Here is a 15,574-nt window from a genome sequence, read left to right as displayed (position 1 = left end):
AGCCCTATTCCCACGTTCGCCTGCAGCGGTGACGATCTGTGGCGCAGGTGACAATCGGTACAATAAATAAGCGCCCTCCGCGACCTGCCCCCCCCTGTCCGCGATCGAAACGGAGCCTCACGTGCTGCTTGCCCTCGTCGCCCTCCACATGCTGGTCGGCGGCGTCGTGCCCCTTCTGGCTCGCCGGATCGGCACGCGGGCGTTCTTTGCGGCGGCGCTGGTGCCCGCCATGTCCTTCGCCTGGCTCCTGACGCAGGCTGGCACGGTCACCTCCGGCGGCGTCCTGGGCTCGCAAGTGGCCTGGATCCCGACGATCGGCGTCTCCCTCACGCTACGAATGGGGCTGGTGCAGTGGATCCTGGCCCTCATCGTCACCGGCGTCGGTGCGCTGGTCCTGCTCTACTGCCGGTGGTACTTCAGCCCAGGGCCGGCTGCCACGCGGTGCCTGACCCTCCTGACCTGGTTCGCCGGCACGATGCTGGGGCTCGTCAGCGCTGACGACCTCATTGTCCTGTACGTGATGTGGGAGCTGACCACGGTCTACAGCTACCTGCTCATCGGTAACGACTTCACCCGCAAGGCCAACCGAGGCGCGGCGCTCACCGCGCTCATCGTCACCACGATCGGCGGCCTGGCGATGCTGGTCGGCATCGTCATCCTGTGGGTCCTCACCTCCACTCTCAGCCTGTCCGCCATCGTGGCGGCACCGCCGACGGGTGCGCTGGCTACCGTCGCAGCGTTGCTCATGCTCGTGGGGGCCCTGAGCAAGTCGGCGCTGGTGCCCTTCCACTTCTGGCTTCCTGGCGCCATGGCAGCAGCCACGCCGGTCTCCGCCTATCTCCACGCCGCTGCCATGGTCAAGGCCGGCGTGTACCTCGTGGCCGTGCTGGCGCCCGCCTTCTCCTCCGTTCCCGGCTGGCGTCTGGCAGTGGGGCTGCTGGGCGCCGTCACCATGCTGATCGGTGGCTGGCGCTCGCTGCGCCAGACCGATATCAAGCTGCTCCTGGCCTACGGCACCGTCAGCCAGCTCGGCTTCATGGTCCTGCTGACCGGGATGGGGACGCGCTCGGCCGCGCTGGCCGGCCTGGCCATGACGATCGCTCACGCCCTGTTCAAGTCCGCTCTCTTCCTCATCATCGGGATCATCGACAAGTCCGCCGGCACCCGTGACCTGCGCGAGCTGTCCGGGGTGGGACGGCGTATGCGCAGCCTCAGCCTTGTCATGGTCCTGGCGGCGGCCTCCATGGCTGGGCTGCCGCCCATGCTCGGCTTCGTGGGCAAGGAGGCAGCCTTTGCGGCCCTGGTAGCCCTGGTCTCCCAGGGAGACGGGACCGGGCTGTCCCCGGCCGTGGCGGTGCTGGTCCTCATCGCCGTCGTGCTCGGCTCCGTGCTCACGATGGCTTACTCCCTGCGCCTGGTGTGGGGAGCACTGGCCCTCAAGCCGGGCAAGGCAGAGACCACCTTGACGATGCCGCCGCGCGCCATGCTGATCGCGCCTGCGCTGCTGACGCTGGGCAGCCTGGCCGGCGGCCTGCTCGCCTCCCGGCTCGGTCACGTCCTGGAGCCCTACGCGGAGTCGATGCCGCTGGGATCGGCGACGACGCACCTGGCGCTGTGGCACGGCCTGGGGGCACCGTTAGCGGCCTCGCTGGTGGCGGTGGCAGGAGGGACGCTGCTCTTCCTCTCCCGTGAGCGCGTGGCCCGTATCCAGTCCACCTTCCCCGAGGTGGTGCCGGCTGACGAGTGGTACCGGCGCGGTGTGCGCGCCGTCGAGCGCGCCGGCGTCGAGACGATCTCGCGGCTCCAGGCCGGTTCACTGCCGGTCTACCTCTCCGTGATCCTCACCGTGGCGGTGCTCGCGGTAGGAACGCCCCTGCTTCTGACCACCAACTGGCCTAGGACCATCATCTGGGCGGACTCGCTGGCCCAGGTCGCCGTCGCCGTCGTCATGGCGGCGGCCGCACTGCTGGCCGCCGCCTCGCGCGGACGAGTACGCGCCGTCCTACTCGTGGGCGTGACCGGCTTCGGCGTCTCCCTGCTCTTCCAGATGCATGGCGCTGCGGACCTGGCCCTGACCCAGGTGCTCGTGGAGACCGTGACCCTCGTGGTCTTCGTTCTGCTGCTACGGCGCATGCCGCGCTACTTCACCAACCGCCCGCTGGCCGCCACCCGGTGGTGGCGGGTCCAGCTGGCGGGGGCGGTGGGGCTCGTCGTCGTCCTGCTGGCGCTGATCGCCCCCAGCCTGCGCGTGGCCGAGCCGGCCTCATCGGGGCTGTACACCTCGGCCAAGGAGTTCGGCTACGGCTCCAACATCGTCAACGTCGTCCTGGTGGACACCAGGGCCTGGGACACGATCGGCGAGATCTCGGTGCTCGTTATCGCCGCCACGGGAGTGTCGAGCCTGATCTTCCTGCGCTCGCGCAACGTGCGGCACGTGGCCCGTGGCTCGGGACGAAGCCGCCTGGTACGTGGAGCCACCGGGGAGGACCACACCTGGCTGCGCGGCTCGCGCTCGCTCAGCCCAGCGGCACGCTCCCTGCTCTTCGAGGTCGTCACCCGGATCGTCTTCGGCGTGATGATGATGGTGTCAGTGTGGCTGCTCCTGCGCGGGCACAACGCCCCCGGCGGTGGTTTCGCAGCCGGCCTGGTGGCTGGCATGGCGCTGGTGACCCGGTACCTGGCCGCAGGTGCCAGCGAGCTGGAGGAAGCAGCGCCGATCGATGCCGGGCACCTGCTGGGAGCCGGGCTGCTGATCGCTCTGGTCTCAGCACTGACCCCCGCGCTGCTGGGAGGCACCGTCCTGCAGAGCTACGAGGTGAGCGTCCAGGTGCTGGGGGAGGAGCTTCACCTGGTCTCCTCCACCGTCTTCGACGTCGGCGTCTACCTCGTTGTCGTCGGCGTCCTGCTCGACTACGCCCGAAGCCTGGGAGCCGGCATTGACGCCCAGGCCAGGGAGCATCGAGCCCCCGTACCCCGCCCCAGCTCAACCGTGACCGCCCCGGCCCAGGAGCAGCGTCCATGACCGCCAATCTCACCCTCGCCCTCGTCGCAGGCCTGCTGGTGGCCTGTGGCGTCTACCTGCTCACCGAGCGCTCGCTCTCGCGCATCCTCATGGGCGTCATCCTCATGAGCAACGGGGTCAACGTCCTCTTCCTCGTCGCTGCCGGCCGCGCCGGGCGTCCGGCGATCCTGGGCCAGGAGGATCCGTCGGCGATGACGGACCCGCTGCCCCAGGCCATGGTGCTCACCGCCATCGTCATCACGATGGCCGTCTCCGCCTTCGTCATGACCATGGCCTACCGCTCCTTCCAGCTCTCGGGCCATGACGAGGTGCGTGACGACGTCGAGGACCGTCGCATCCGCGAGCTCGCCCAGCGTGACGAGACCTCGACGTCCTTCGAGGAGCAGACCTTCTCCGACACCGGTGAGGACGTGGTCAGCGAGTGAGTAACGTCCTGACTCTTCCCGTGCTGGTGCCCATGCTGGGCGCCGCCCTGGCGATGCTGGCTGGCCGCCGGCCCCGCCTCCAGCGCGCGCTGTCCGTGGCGGCGCTGGGCACCGTCGTCCTCGTGGCGGCCTTCCTCGTCTATCTCACCGAGACTGACGGGATCCAGACCCTGTGGGTGGCGGCCTGGCCGGACTCGGCAGGCATCGTGCTGGTGGCTGATCGCCTGTCCTCCCTCATGCTGCTGGTGGCCTCTCTCGTCACCCTGGCGGTCTTGGTCTTCTCCACCGGACAGGACCAGGAGGAGGTGCGCCAGGAGACCCCGGTGTCGATCTTCCACCCGACCCTGCTCCTGCTCAGCGCCGGAGTCTCGGACGCCTTCCTGGCTGGGGACCTGTTCAACCTCTACGTCGGCTTCGAGATCCTGCTCTTCGCCTCCTACGTCCTGCTCACCATGGGCGCCACCCGCCCGCGCATCCGGGCAGGCGCGATCTACGTGGTGGTCAACCTCGTCTCCTCGGCGCTCTTCCTCATCCTGCTGGCCGTGGTCTACACGGCCACCGGCACCGTCAACATGGCCGAGCTGGCCCAGCGCGTGCCGCAGCTGCCGGCCGACATGCAGCTGATGATTCAGGCGCTGATGCTCACCGTCTTCGGGATCAAGGCGGCGGTCTTCCCCCTGTCCGCCTGGTTGCCCGACTCCTACCCCACGGCCCCGGCCCCCGTGACCGCGGTCTTTGCCGGCCTGCTGACCAAGGTCGGGGTCTACTCGATGCTGCGGGTGCAGACCCTGCTCTTCGCCGAGCGCCCGCTGACCACGATCCTGCTCATCGTGGGCGGGGCCTCCATGATGGTCGGCATCCTAGGAGCGGTGGCGCAGAGCGAGCTCAAGCGTCTGCTCTCCTTCACCCTGGTCAGCCACGTGGGCTACATGATCATGGGCGTCGCCCTGGCGACCACGGGCTCGCTGGCCGCCGCCATCTACTACACGGCCCACCACATCACCATTCAGACCGCGCTGTTCCTGACCGCCGGACTGATGGCGCGTGTGGGTGGCTCGACCGAGCTGGACAAGGTCTCCGGGCTGGCGTCGCTCTCACCGCGTCTGGCGCTGCTGTTCGGCATCCCGGCTCTCAACCTCGCTGGTATCCCGCCCTTCAGCGGATTCATCGGCAAGATCGGGCTCATGCGGGCCGGTGCCCAGGTGGGCACGCCCCTGGCGTGGCTACTCGTGGTGACCTCGGTGGTAGCCAGCCTGCTCACCCTCTACGTCATGGCCAAGGTGTGGAACCGTGCCTTCTGGGGCGAGGTCCGTGTGGTGGGCGCGCGGCGGGTGGGCTCGGCCCGGCCTTCCAAGCCCGCAGGCACGACGACGCAGCCCGCCTCGGTCCCCACCGGCACGGTGACGGTGGCCCAGGAGGGTGTGGTCTCGCCGTCGTCTGCCACCTCCACGGCCGCCACGAGGCCAACTCACGTCGCCGAGCCCATGCCCGGGGTCATGGTGGGGGCGAGCCTGGGGCTCATCGTGGTCTCACTCGCCCTGACCGTGGCTGCGGGGCCGTTGTACGAGTTCTGCGAGCACGCCGCCACGATGCTGCTCAGTGACGGTTACGTCACCGCCGTGCTGGGAGGACGATAATGGACCCGCTGATCAGCCTGCGCGCGCGTGAAGGGGCTGCGCGTGCCCGACGACGCCTGCGGCGCCCGCGTGACCTGAGCGGCAAGGGCGTCAACCTCGTCCTGCTGACGGCGGTGTGGGTGCTCCTGGTAGGCCGGCTCAGTGTCTTCACGGTGGTCAGCGGCGCGCTCATCGCCACGATCGTCACCCTCCTGTTCCCGATGCCGGCTATCGTGTGGCCCGGCTGGATCCACCCGATCGGGGCGCTGCGGCTCGTGGGTGCCGTGACCTGGGACCTGGCACGAGCCTCCGTCCAGCTGGCCTGGTTCGCCCTGTCCTGGCGGCGCCAGCCGAGGTCCGGCGTCGTGGCCGTCCCACTGAGCTCGGACGCCGATCTCTACCAGGTGGCCACGGGAACGATCCTGTCCATCGTCCCTGGCTCGGTGGTGGTCGAGGCGCGGTGGCGCACGCGCACGCTCTACATGCATATCTTTGACATGGTGCCAGGTGACGCCGCGCGCGAGCGCACGGGGGCGTTGCGGGCTGAGCTGAGGATCCTGCGCGCCTTCGGTACGACCGACGAGATCGCGCAGGCCTGCGAGCACCTGCGTGCCTCGGAGCACGGGACGGCACCGGGCAGTGCTGCGGCAGGGGAGGAGAGGCGATGACGATGGTGATCGGGGTGGCTCACGCCCTCACACTCGTGCTGCTCGTGGTCGCGGCCGTGATGGCTCTGGCGCGCATGGCGATGGGTCCCTCCAGCCTGGACCGTTCCATCGCCACCGACCTGCTCACCGCGGTCACGGTGGCGGGCACAGGCTTGTACGTGGTCATCTCCGGATCCACCACGGCCCTGCCGGTCCTCGTGGTCCTCAGCCTCATCGGCTTTACCGGGCCGGTGGCCATCGCTCGGCTCATCTCCTTCAGATCGGTGCAGGTGCGTGACCTGCGACGGTCCACGGCAGGCGCCGGCGCGGCCAGTCAGACGCGAGGCTCGCTGGAGCGGGCGGCGGACGCGGCCCAGGCCTGCGCCACCGTGGGACCAGAGGCCGAGCAGACATGGGATGACGCCGAGGACGGCGAGGACTTGGACGCGGACACGGAGGGACGTCGATGAGCTCCTTTGCTGACCTCGTTGCGGCACTGCTGCTCCTGGCGGGCGCCTTCTTCTGCTTCACGGCGGCCGTGGGGGTGCTGCGCTTCCCGGACGTCATCACGCGCCTGCACGCAGCGACCAAGCCTCAGGTCTTCGGCCTGCTCCTCATCCTGACCGGGATCGTCGTGTCCCAGCGCAGCTGGCAGGTTGCTGGCGTGTGCGTGCTGGTGGCCGCCTTCCAGATCGCGACGAGTCCGGTCTCGGCGCACATGGTCTCTCGCGCCGCCTATCGCACGGGTCTGTGGGAGGCGGGTGACGCCGTCGTGGACGATCTGGCGCAGGATCTGGAGAAGGCGGGCTACCTCCATCCTGAGGACCGGGTCGACGACGACCTGTCCGCGCCGCCGGTGCCCTAGCCGGCGGCTGCCTGGAAGGCTCCGGGCCCCGTCACGCAAGCGGCGCCCGCCACCTCAGGGTGGCAGGCGCCGAGCTGCGTGTGGCCGCAGGGGCCGGGGAGCGGGTTACTCCTCGTCGCCCTTGAGACGGTTGACCACGCCCTGGACGGTGTCCTTGACGTCGTCGACCTTCTCGGCGATCTTGCCCTCGAGGTTCTGCAGCTTGCCCTCGGTCTCGGTCTCCTTGTCGCCGGTGACCTTGCCGAGGGTCTCCTTGGCCTTGCCGGCGAGCTTGTCGAAACTCGCGTCACTGTCAGCCATCATGGCCTCCTCTCGTCGGGGATCATGCTCGCTCAGTCTCTCATACCCACCGGCTCGTGGCACGGTCTGCGCGGTGATCGACCTCCTCCGTTCACGCAGGGCGATGTGTCCGGGGCCACGAGCACCGGTCGGGTGTCATGACACCTCGTGCGCTGGCGAAGCATAGGCTGGGGCGGTCCCACGGCATCACTGCCATCCCTCACAGAAGGGGACCTCATGTCCTCCACCGCCTCCCCATCTCCTGCGCCCGATACCGGCGCCGGCCTCATCGAGAACGCCGGGCTCGACGTCATCTCCGAGTCCGAGCGCAAGGGCCGCCCGCGCGACCTCTTCATGCCCTGGTTCGCGGCCAACATCTCCGTCCTCGGCCTGTCCTGGGGCTCGTGGGTGCTCGGCTTCGGCCTGTCCTTCTGGCAGGCCGTGGTGGCCAGCGTCGTCGGCGTCGTGGTCTCCTTCGGCCTGTGCGGCGTCGTCGCGGTCCTCGGTAAGCGGGGCTCGGCCCCCACGCTCGCCCTGTCACGCGCGGCCTTCGGCTACAACGGCAACCGGCTGAGCGCCGCCATCTCCTGGATGCTCACCGTGGGCTGGGAGACGGTCCTGTGCGTCACCGCGACCCTCGCCTCAGCCACCGTCCTGCAGGCCTTAGGTTGGCACAACCAGGTCGGTGCCCAGGTCGTCGGCTTCCTCATCACGGTGGGGCTGGCTGCCTCGGCCGGGATCCTCGGCTTCGACACCATCATGAAGGTCCAGACCTGGATCACCTGGGCCACCGGCGTGCTCACCGTCATCTACCTGGTGCTCGTCGCCCCGCAGATCAGCTTCTCCGTGCTGTCGGAGCTTCCCGCAGGCAGCGCCGCCGCTGTCATCGGCGCCCTGGTCATGGTGGTCACCGGCTTCGGGCTCGGCTGGGTCAACGCGGCTGCGGACTACTCGCGTTACCTGCCGCGCAAGGCCTCCACGGCCGGGGTCGTCGGCTGGACCACCTTTGGCTCCTCCCTGCCCGTGGTGGTCCTGGTGGTGGCCGGCATCATGCTTGTGGGCAGTGACCCTGAGCTCGGCACCGCCATCGACTCCGATCCCATCGGGGCGCTCACCACGATCCTGCCCACCTGGTTCCTCGTGCCCTTCGCCCTCGTGGCGATCCTGGGCCTGGCCGGCGGCATCATCATGGACCTGTACTCCTCGGGCCTGTCCCTGCTGGCTACCGGCTTGCCGGTCAAGCGGCACGTGGCCACCGCCATCGACGCCACGATCATGACGGTCGGCACGATCGCCGTCGTCGCCGGAGCCGATGACTTCCTCGGTCCCTTCCAGGGCTTCCTCACCACGCTCGGCGTGGTCATCGCCGCCTGGGCCGGCGTCATGATCGCCGAGGTCCTGCTGCGCAAGCGTGACTACGACGAGGCCGCCCTGGCCACCCCGAACGGGATCTACGGCTCGGTGAACTGGGAGGCCGTGGCGTTGGTGGTCCTCGGATCGGGCGTGGGCTGGGGGCTGGTGGTCAACTCCGCCGCCTCGTGGCTGTCCTGGCAGGGCTACCTGCTCGCGCCCCTGGGCGGGCGTGAGGGTGCCTGGGCCTACGCCAACCTCGGCGTGCTCGCGGCTCTGGTCATCGGCCTGGTCGGTCACCTGGTGCTCGGCGCCTCTCGCGTGCGCCGTCAGGAAGGGCGCTGAGCATGGCGACGACGGAGCCGACCCTGCTGGAGGCGCTCACCCTCTCAGGCGGGGCGGACGGGCCTGGCCCGGCCCTGGATGCCGCGCACCAGATCGCGCGGCGCACCGGCGCTGACCACCACGACCTGCTCGTTGTACTCGGTTCGGGGGCTGACGGCGCGCTGGAGGGCTGGGGCGAGCCCGAGGCGACGCTGCCGTTGTCTGACCTGCCCGGCGTCCTGGCTCCGGCGGCCCCCGGCCACCGGGACCTGCTCGCCTCCTACCGGCGCACGCTGCCAGGCGACGACGGCGACCGCGGCCTGCGCGTTCTCGTCGCCTACGGCCGCACGCACCTGTATGAGGGGCACGGTTCGGCTCCGGTCGTGGCGCTGGCTCGCGCCGCGGCAGCAGCGGGCGTACGCGCGGCGGTGCTCGTCAACGCCAACGGGTGCCTGCGCGACTGGCGGCTCGGCGAGGTCATGACCATCACGGACCACCTCAACCTCACGGGCTCCTCTCCCTTTGACGGCACGGTCTTCGTTGACGTGCGCGAGGTCTGGGACCGGCGCCTGGCCCAGGTCCTGCGAAAGAGGACCGAGCGTGAGGGAACCTACGCGGCCCTGCGGGGTCCGGAGTACCAGACCATGGCTGAGACCCGGTGGCTGGCTGGCGGGGGAGCGGACGCCGTCGGCATGTCCACCGTCCTGGAGGCCATCGCCCTGCATCAGCTCGGTGTGCGCGTGGCCGGGATGAGCGTCGTGTCTGACCTGTCCTTCGCTGCCGAGGCCACGGACCCCGAGGAGGTGGTCCGCCTGGTTCGCGGGGCGCACGCCACCCTGGCCGACGGCGTGGACGCGGTGGTGGCCGAGCTCGCCAGGGGCTGAGCGGAGGACCGGGCCGCTGCCTGAGGCGCGTAGCCAACAGTCTGGGGTGGCGGGAGAGGACACTGGTCCCCTCCTGCCACCGCCGTCTTCGCCCGGCCTGGCGTGCTGGGCCGGCAGGAGTAGGACACCCGTCCCCGTGCCGGGCGGCGCGTGCCCGGCTAGCCTGGTCCCATGGCATCTGAGACCAGCGCTGCAACGCGCACCGAGACCGACTCCATGGGCGCCGTCGAGGTCGCCGCTGACCGTTACTGGGGCGCGCAGACGCAGCGTTCCCTGACCAACTTCAACATCGGGCGCGAGACCTTCGTCCTGTCCCGTCCCCTCATCAAGGCGCTCGGCGTGCTCAAGAAGTCCGCCGCCCTGGCCAACGCCGAGCTGGGCGAGCTGCCACGTGACATCGCCGACCTCATCGCCCAGGCCGGTGACGAGGTCATCTCCGGCAAGCTGGACGACCACTTCCCGCTCGTCGTCTTCCAGACCGGCTCGGGCACGCAGTCGAACATGAACTCCAACGAGGTCATCTCCAACCGCGCCATCGAGCTGGCCGGCGGGGTCATGGGCTCCAAGACTCCGGTCCACCCCAACGACCACGTCAACCGTGGCCAGTCCTCCAATGACACCTTCCCCACGGCCATGCACATCGCCGTCGTCGACGAGCTGCAGCGCATGTACCCGCGCGTGGAGCGGCTGCGCAACACCCTGGACGCCAAGGCCAAGGAGTTCGACGACGTCATCATGGTGGGCCGCACCCACCTGCAGGACGCCACCCCGATCCGCCTGGGCCAGGTCATCTCCGGCTGGGTCGCCCAGATCGACTTCGCCCTGGACGGCATCCGCTACGCCGACTCGCGCGCCCGGGAGCTCGCCATCGGTGGTACCGCGGTGGGTACGGGCCTGAACGCCCACCCCAAGTTCGGTGAGCTGGCTGCCAAGAAGATCTCCGAGGAGACCGGCATCGAGTTCAAGCAGGCGGACAACCTCTTCGCGGCGCTGGGTGCTCACGACGCCCTCGTGCTCGTCTCCGGCGCGCTGCGTGTGCTGGCTGACGCCCTGATGAAGGTCGCCAACGACGTGCGCTGGTACGCCTCCGGTCCGCGCAACGGCATCGGTGAGCTCATCATCCCCGAGAACGAGCCCGGCTCCTCGATCATGCCTGGCAAGGTCAACCCCACCCAGTGCGAGGCCATGACCATGGTCGCCGTCAAGGTCTTCGGTAACGATGCCACGGTCGGCTTCGCCGGCTCGCAGGGTAACTTCCAGCTCAACGTCTTCAAGCCCGTCATGGCCTGGTGCGTGCTGGAGTCCATCCAGCTGCTGGGGGACACCTGCGTGTCCTTCGACGAGCACTGCGCCTACGGCATCGAGCCCAACCGCGCCAAGATCCAGGAGAACCTGGACAAGAACCTCATGCAGGTCACGGCCCTCAACCGCCACATCGGCTATGACAAGGCCTCCAAGATCGCCAAGAACGCCCACCACAAGGGCCTGTCCCTGCGCGAGTCGGCCCTGGAGCTCGGTTTCGTCACCGAGGCGGAGTTCGATGCCTGGGTGGTCCCGGCTGACATGACCCACCCCTCGGCCGCGGACGAGTGAGCCAGTCGCCGTCGCAGGCTGCCACGGCCCGCTAGCTCGTCGCTGCCCGCAGCGCTGAACGACGCCGCCCCGCACCTTTCTGCTGGAAGGTGCGGGGCGGCGTCGTCCTGTAAGCCACCTCAAAATGCGTACAGAAATCAAAAGTGCGTTCACTTTGGGCAGTTCTTCCGCCCCGGGAGAATCTCCCCTCGCACAAGGAAGTGTCTTGTGAAGCGCATTCACTACGCCTGGTGGGTCTTCGTGGCCTGCTGCGTCCTGTCCGTCGTCGGATTCGGACTGACCATCAACACCGCCAGCCTGTACTGGACGGCGATCTCCGAGGACCTGGGAGTGACCATCTCGCAGGTCTCCCTCATGTCCACCATCGGCTCCCTGGCTGGCGCCGCGATCCTGGCCGTCACCGGTCAGCTCTTCGCCAAGGTCGACGCCCGCATCCTGCTGACCACCTCCTTCGCCCTGACCGCGGCGACCTACCTGCTGGGTGCTGCGGCCCAGGACATGTGGGTGCTCTACCTCGTGGGACTGGTCCAGGGCGTGACCAAGACGGTGGCGGTCTCCATGTCCATCGCTATCCTGCTGGCCAACTGGTTTGAGAAGCAGCTGGGCCTGGTTATGGGAATCACCGGGGCGCTCACGGCTGTGGGCGGATCGATCTTCTCCCCGATGGTCGGCTCGTGGATTGCCCAGGACGGTTGGCGCCAGGCCTATGTGCTCACCGCGATCGTCATGAGCGTGACGATTCTGCCCTTCACCATCTTCATCACGCGCCTGCGCCGCCCTGGTGTCGACATCCCCTACGGTTACGACCCGACCACGAGCACGGCGCAGTCGGCTGACTCCGGCGTCCCGGCACGCCGCGCCTACCGCAGCGCGCCCTTTGTCGGTTTCGTCGTCATCGTGCTGCTGCTCCAGGGCGTGGCCTCCCTCGTCCAGCACGTGCCGACCTATCTCAACCTCGGCGGCCTGTCCGAGGTGGCGACCGGCGCCGTCTTCTCCGCACTCCTGCTGGGCGCGGCAGCGGGCAAGTTCGTCATCGGCGTGCTGCTGGACCACATGCCGGCTCCCATCGCCCTGGTGGTCTTCGCGCTCATCGGTGGTGGCGGCTGGGCTGGGCTTCTCCTGGTTTCCGGCCAGAGCCCGCTGTCCGTGGCCTCCTTCGCTGCCGGCATGGGGCAGGGCTTTGCGCTCGTGGGCCTGCCGTTGCTGGTACGCCGTGTCTTCGGCGGCCTGGACTATGCCACGATCTGGTCCACTGTCTCCCTGTTCGGGGCGCTGGGCAACGCCATCATGGTCTATGTCCACGGCCTGCTCCACGACTCCACCGGAGGCTACGAGCTGTCCCTGACCATCAACGTCGTCTCCTACGCGGTGGCCTACGCCCTGGTGCTGCTGGTCATCGTCGCCGGCCGCAAGCTCGTCTTTGACCGATCCAGCGCGCGTGAGGACCAGGGCCCGGCCCTGACCGAGGGCAGCGATGAGGCGGTGGCGAGCCGTGCCTGAGCCGGAGATGAGCCAGCCCCGCCTGCCCTTGAGCAGCACGATCCAGGCCTCGACCGGACCGGTGCGTCGCTGGGCTGGGATCCCCTATGCCAGCGCTGAGCGCTTCGAGCCTGCGCGGGCGGTGGACGTCCTGCCAGGCCAGGCCCTGACTGCCGGGCCTGCCCCAGCCCAGCCCTTGCCCTACTACGAGGACCCGGGTGCGCCGGTGAGCGAGGACTGCCTCAACCTCACCGTCTGGGCACCCCAGGAGGCTGGCGAGGAGCCCCTGCCAGTGGTCGTGTGGATCTACGGCGGCGGCTTCGAGCACGGCGCGAACTCCTCTGCCTTCTCCGACGCTTCGGCGCTCGCTGGCACCGGAGGAGTCATCGCGGTGGCTCCCAACTACCGCACCGGCGTGCTGGGATTCCTCTCGCTGTCCCACCTGGGCGGCTACAACGGAGTCTCTAACCTCGGCCTGCGCGATGCCGTGCTCGCGCTGCGCTGGATCCGGCGTCATATCGCAGCCTTCGGCGGGGACCCGAGCCGGGTCACAGTGGTGGGGGAGAGCGCCGGCGCCTTCATCGCCGGTGCTCTGCCCGCGATCGATGAGGCTGCGGGGCTCTACAGCGGGCTCGTTCTGGCCTCGGGCGGGATGAGTCGCGTGGTCCCAGGATGGCGCGCCAAAGAGATGACGGCCGCCTTCCTGCGTGAGCTCGGCGTCGAGCACGATCCCCAGGCCCTGCGACGGGCGGATCTGGCGGATCTCTTCGCGGCCCAGCCCACGATCGCCGTCTCGGACATCGGGCAGCGCAACTCCACCGCGCCCCAGGCACTGGGGATCGTGGACGACTCCGCAGAGCCGACCGGTGTACTCGCCATGCACCCCATGCGTGCACTGGAGGCGGGACGGGCTGCCTTGACGCCGATCCTCGTGTGCTCCACCCGGGACGAGATCTCCGCCTTCCGCAACCCCGAGGTCTTCGACCCGGTGGATCTGGACGCTGTGCGCAGCGAGATCGAGGACTTGGGGGTCGAGCGGACACAGGCTGAGGCCCTGGTGACGCACTACGCGAGCCTGCCTGAGGCTCCCACGGGTGAGGCGGGCAGCACGCCAGGCCTGGTGCGTCAGCGCATGCTCACCGACTGGATCTACCGCCTCCCGGCCGCGCGGGCTGCGCTGGCCCAGGCGGCAGCCGGCGGTACCGCCTACCTGGCGATGACCGGGCGGGCTGACGGCGCCCAGGCGGGTCACGCTTGTGACGGTCCGGCGCTGCTGGGCTCGAGCTGGCCGCAGTCTACCCCGGCGATGAAGGCCCGTGACGCGCAGGTACGTGGCTGGGTGCTGGACATGGCCACCGACGGTGAGCCCGGCTGGCCGGCCTTGCCAGCGGGGCAGGCCCCGGCACCCGAGCGGGTCGAGGAGCTCAGGCTTGGCCAGGGCGCCGTCGTCGCCGTGGCGGGTGAGGACTTCGACGCGGCCGGTGACTACCGGATGATGACCGAGCTGTGGCACGGGGTCGGCCGGCCCTGAGACGGGACACACGGCCTGCGAAGCGTGACGGACCGCCTGCGAGGCGTGGCGCCGCAGACACGCGGGGGCTCCCGCCGGCGTGCTGAAGCGACGCCGTCGGACGGGCGCGAGGTGGCGGGCACCCCACTGTGGGGTGCCCGCCACCGGTGTCTGCGGCTCCTACTCGGCCATGGATGCCAGGAGGGCGTCCCGGGCGTTACGCAGGTGCTGGCAGAAGAGCTCGGCCAGCCTGGCAGGGTCGCGCTGGTCGATTGCCTCGATCATCTGGCGGTGCTCGGCCTCAGCCTTGGCCCGACCGCCGAGCGTGCCGATGTTGAGCGCTGAGTAGGGCTGGGAGGCTCCCAGCAGCTGGACGCACAACGCCTGGGTGCGAGGGCGCTCGGCCAGGGCGTACAGCGCCTGGTGGAACTCGTAGTTCGCCTCCAGCCAGTCGTTGTGATCCTCGGCTGCCTGGGTGACCGCGGCGAGCTCGCGCAGACTGGCCAGCGCACGCGGCGAGGCGGCGTCGACCACGGGAACGGCCAGCGTCGGCTCGATCGCGATGCGCAGGTCGTAGAGCTCGGCGACTTCGGCTGGCGTGAGGCGGCGGACAACGGCGCGTCGGCCCGGGCGCAGCTCCACCAGGCCCTCACCGGCCAGGACGGCCAGCGCCTCGCGCAGCGGGTTGCGCGAGACCTCGAAGCGGCGGGCGAGCTCGTCCTGGGGGAGCAGGCTGCCCGGGGCAAGCTCCCCCTGGCGGATAGCCCGGCGCAGCGCCGAGGTAATGCGTTCGGGAGCGGTCACGGGTCCTCCTCCGGGTCAGTGTCGCCGTGAGATCGCGGGCACCAGCACCCTACACGGGCTCCAGCGAGGCGAGGGCGCAGGAGAGGGACGGGCGAGGGGAGACACCGGCAAAGGGCGGGGTAGCGGAGGTGCTCGCGGGGGTGAGGGCGCCGGTGAGGGGACAAGGACCTGGGTGGGGCCCGGCCCCGGCGCCCGCCTTCTCCTAGTTGTGCGGGTTCCCCGCGAGGGGGTGCTGGAAGTCCCCGCCCCTGGCGGCCTTCTTCCAGTTGTGTGGGTTCCCAGCGAGAAGGCTGGAAGTTTCCGACTCTGAGGTCTCCTCCCAGTTGTACGGCTTCCCAGTATCCGGATGGCGCCGTGCTTTGCTGATTGGGGCGTGCTTGGTGAATGAGGGCGTACTTGGCCGGATGGTGCGTGCCTGCCGAGGAGTAGCTCGGGCAGCGGCATCTGGCATGGGCCGGCTGATTCTCCAGGGTGACGTGCTTTGCTGATTGGGGCGTGCCTCCCAGCGGCTGGCATGTACGCCCCAATTGGCACAACGCTATGTCGAGCAGCCAGGCACGTTCCTATGAGCCCGACGACGCCGGTACGAGGGCACCGGCGAACCACACCCGCTACCCCAATACTGTCGTCGCTACCCCAACCTGGCCTTTGCTACCCCAACCTGGCCTTCGCTACCCCTTGGTGTTCTTGGCTATCCGTGGGCGCGTGCTGCGGGGTAGCGATGGACGTTGATGGGTAGCGGGTGGCGCGATGGGGTAGCGGATGGCGCGGCGGGG

The 15,574-nt window shown here is 69.4% G+C and carries 13 protein-coding genes; 11 read left to right on the top strand and 2 right to left on the bottom strand.

From position 1 onward, the window contains the following. The first annotated feature begins 121 nt into the window (after positions 1 to 121). The 6 genes from CYJ26_RS08420 to mnhG are packed head-to-tail and all read left to right on the top strand — an operon-like array spanning position 122 to position 6,575. Positions 122 to 3,022 carry a Na+/H+ antiporter subunit A gene (locus CYJ26_RS08420; RefSeq protein ID WP_006549269.1) on the top strand — a complete coding sequence of 967 codons (2,901 nt, stop codon included), beginning with the start codon at positions 122 to 124 and terminating at the stop codon, positions 3,020 to 3,022. After that, positions 3,019 to 3,447 (top strand): Na(+)/H(+) antiporter subunit C, encoded by a 429-nt coding sequence (locus CYJ26_RS08415; protein WP_006549270.1) that lies wholly within the window; start codon positions 3,019 to 3,021, stop codon positions 3,445 to 3,447. Before CYJ26_RS08420 ends, CYJ26_RS08415 begins: the two co-directional genes overlap by 4 nt. Then, the gene (locus CYJ26_RS08410) at positions 3,444 to 5,084 is read left to right on the top strand and encodes a Na+/H+ antiporter subunit D (protein ID WP_034236074.1); all 1,641 of its coding nucleotides are present in this window, start codon (positions 3,444 to 3,446) and stop codon (positions 5,082 to 5,084) included. The genes CYJ26_RS08415 and CYJ26_RS08410 overlap by 4 nt, the downstream gene beginning before the upstream one ends. Beyond that, on the top strand, positions 5,084 to 5,731 hold the full coding sequence (locus tag CYJ26_RS08405; protein WP_006549272.1) for a Na+/H+ antiporter subunit E: 648 nt from the start codon (positions 5,084 to 5,086) through the stop codon (positions 5,729 to 5,731). Before CYJ26_RS08410 ends, CYJ26_RS08405 begins: the two co-directional genes overlap by 1 nt. Further along, positions 5,728 to 6,180: an MrpF/PhaF family protein gene (locus tag CYJ26_RS08400; protein ID WP_006549273.1), complete on the top strand. Its 453-nt coding sequence runs from the start codon at positions 5,728 to 5,730 to the stop codon at positions 6,178 to 6,180. The genes CYJ26_RS08405 and CYJ26_RS08400 overlap by 4 nt, the downstream gene beginning before the upstream one ends. Then, positions 6,177 to 6,575, top strand: a complete 399-nt coding sequence (mnhG, locus tag CYJ26_RS08395) for a monovalent cation/H(+) antiporter subunit G (protein ID WP_006549274.1) — start codon at positions 6,177 to 6,179, stop codon at positions 6,573 to 6,575. Before CYJ26_RS08400 ends, mnhG begins: the two co-directional genes overlap by 4 nt. 105 nt (positions 6,576 to 6,680) lie before the next feature. Here mnhG and CYJ26_RS08390 read toward each other — a convergent pair whose 3' ends face one another. Further along, on the bottom strand, positions 6,681 to 6,875 hold the full coding sequence (locus CYJ26_RS08390; RefSeq protein ID WP_034236111.1) for a CsbD family protein: 195 nt from the start codon (positions 6,873 to 6,875) through the stop codon (positions 6,681 to 6,683). A 216-nt stretch (positions 6,876 to 7,091) separates the two neighbouring features. Between CYJ26_RS08390 and CYJ26_RS08385 the strand changes: the two genes are divergently transcribed. From CYJ26_RS08385 to CYJ26_RS08365, 5 genes are all read left to right on the top strand, one after another. After that, positions 7,092 to 8,549 (top strand): purine-cytosine permease family protein, encoded by a 1,458-nt coding sequence (locus CYJ26_RS08385; protein ID WP_006549276.1) that lies wholly within the window; start codon positions 7,092 to 7,094, stop codon positions 8,547 to 8,549. 2 nt (positions 8,550 to 8,551) lie between these two features. After that, the gene (locus CYJ26_RS08380; protein ID WP_006549277.1) at positions 8,552 to 9,412 is read left to right on the top strand and encodes a purine-nucleoside phosphorylase; all 861 of its coding nucleotides are present in this window, start codon (positions 8,552 to 8,554) and stop codon (positions 9,410 to 9,412) included. Positions 9,413 to 9,583: 171 nt separating this feature from the next. Then, positions 9,584 to 11,005 (top strand): class II fumarate hydratase, encoded by a 1,422-nt coding sequence (gene fumC, locus CYJ26_RS08375; RefSeq protein WP_006549278.1) that lies wholly within the window; start codon positions 9,584 to 9,586, stop codon positions 11,003 to 11,005. A 207-nt stretch (positions 11,006 to 11,212) separates the two neighbouring features. Then, positions 11,213 to 12,505, top strand: a complete 1,293-nt coding sequence (locus CYJ26_RS08370; RefSeq protein WP_006549279.1) for an MFS transporter — start codon at positions 11,213 to 11,215, stop codon at positions 12,503 to 12,505. Further along, complete coding sequence (locus CYJ26_RS08365; protein ID WP_169305830.1) at positions 12,498 to 14,015, top strand: carboxylesterase family protein; 1,518 nt, start codon at positions 12,498 to 12,500, stop codon at positions 14,013 to 14,015. Before CYJ26_RS08370 ends, CYJ26_RS08365 begins: the two co-directional genes overlap by 8 nt. A 159-nt stretch (positions 14,016 to 14,174) precedes the next feature. Here CYJ26_RS08365 and CYJ26_RS08360 read toward each other — a convergent pair whose 3' ends face one another. Next, positions 14,175 to 14,798: a GntR family transcriptional regulator gene (locus CYJ26_RS08360; protein ID WP_006549281.1), complete on the bottom strand. Its 624-nt coding sequence runs from the start codon at positions 14,796 to 14,798 to the stop codon at positions 14,175 to 14,177. Between the last annotated feature and the right edge of the window lie 776 nt (positions 14,799 to 15,574).

The sequence above is a fragment of the Actinomyces urogenitalis genome (genome assembly GCF_002861525.1).
Taxonomy (GTDB): Bacteria; Actinomycetota; Actinomycetes; order Actinomycetales; family Actinomycetaceae; genus Actinomyces; species Actinomyces urogenitalis.
Note: the sequence above shows the minus strand (reverse complement) of the source record. Positions and strands in the feature narration are given on the sequence as shown.

Excerpts from the sequence above, each read along its gene's own strand:
- CYJ26_RS08415 (WP_006549270.1), top strand. The coding sequence starts at position 3,019 with ATGACCGCCAATCTCACCCTCGCCCTCGTCGCAGGCCTGCTGGTGGCC.
- CYJ26_RS08405 (WP_006549272.1), top strand. The coding sequence starts at position 5,084 with ATGGACCCGCTGATCAGCCTGCGCGCGCGTGAAGGGGCTGCGCGTGCC.
- CYJ26_RS08400 (WP_006549273.1), top strand. The coding sequence starts at position 5,728 with ATGACGATGGTGATCGGGGTGGCTCACGCCCTCACACTCGTGCTGCTC.
- mnhG (WP_006549274.1), top strand. The coding sequence starts at position 6,177 with ATGAGCTCCTTTGCTGACCTCGTTGCGGCACTGCTGCTCCTGGCGGGC.
- CYJ26_RS08390 (WP_034236111.1), bottom strand. The coding sequence starts at position 6,875 with ATGGCTGACAGTGACGCGAGTTTCGACAAGCTCGCCGGCAAGGCCAAG.
- CYJ26_RS08385 (WP_006549276.1), top strand. The coding sequence starts at position 7,092 with ATGTCCTCCACCGCCTCCCCATCTCCTGCGCCCGATACCGGCGCCGGC.
- CYJ26_RS08380 (WP_006549277.1), top strand. The coding sequence starts at position 8,552 with ATGGCGACGACGGAGCCGACCCTGCTGGAGGCGCTCACCCTCTCAGGC.
- fumC (WP_006549278.1), top strand. The coding sequence starts at position 9,584 with ATGGCATCTGAGACCAGCGCTGCAACGCGCACCGAGACCGACTCCATG.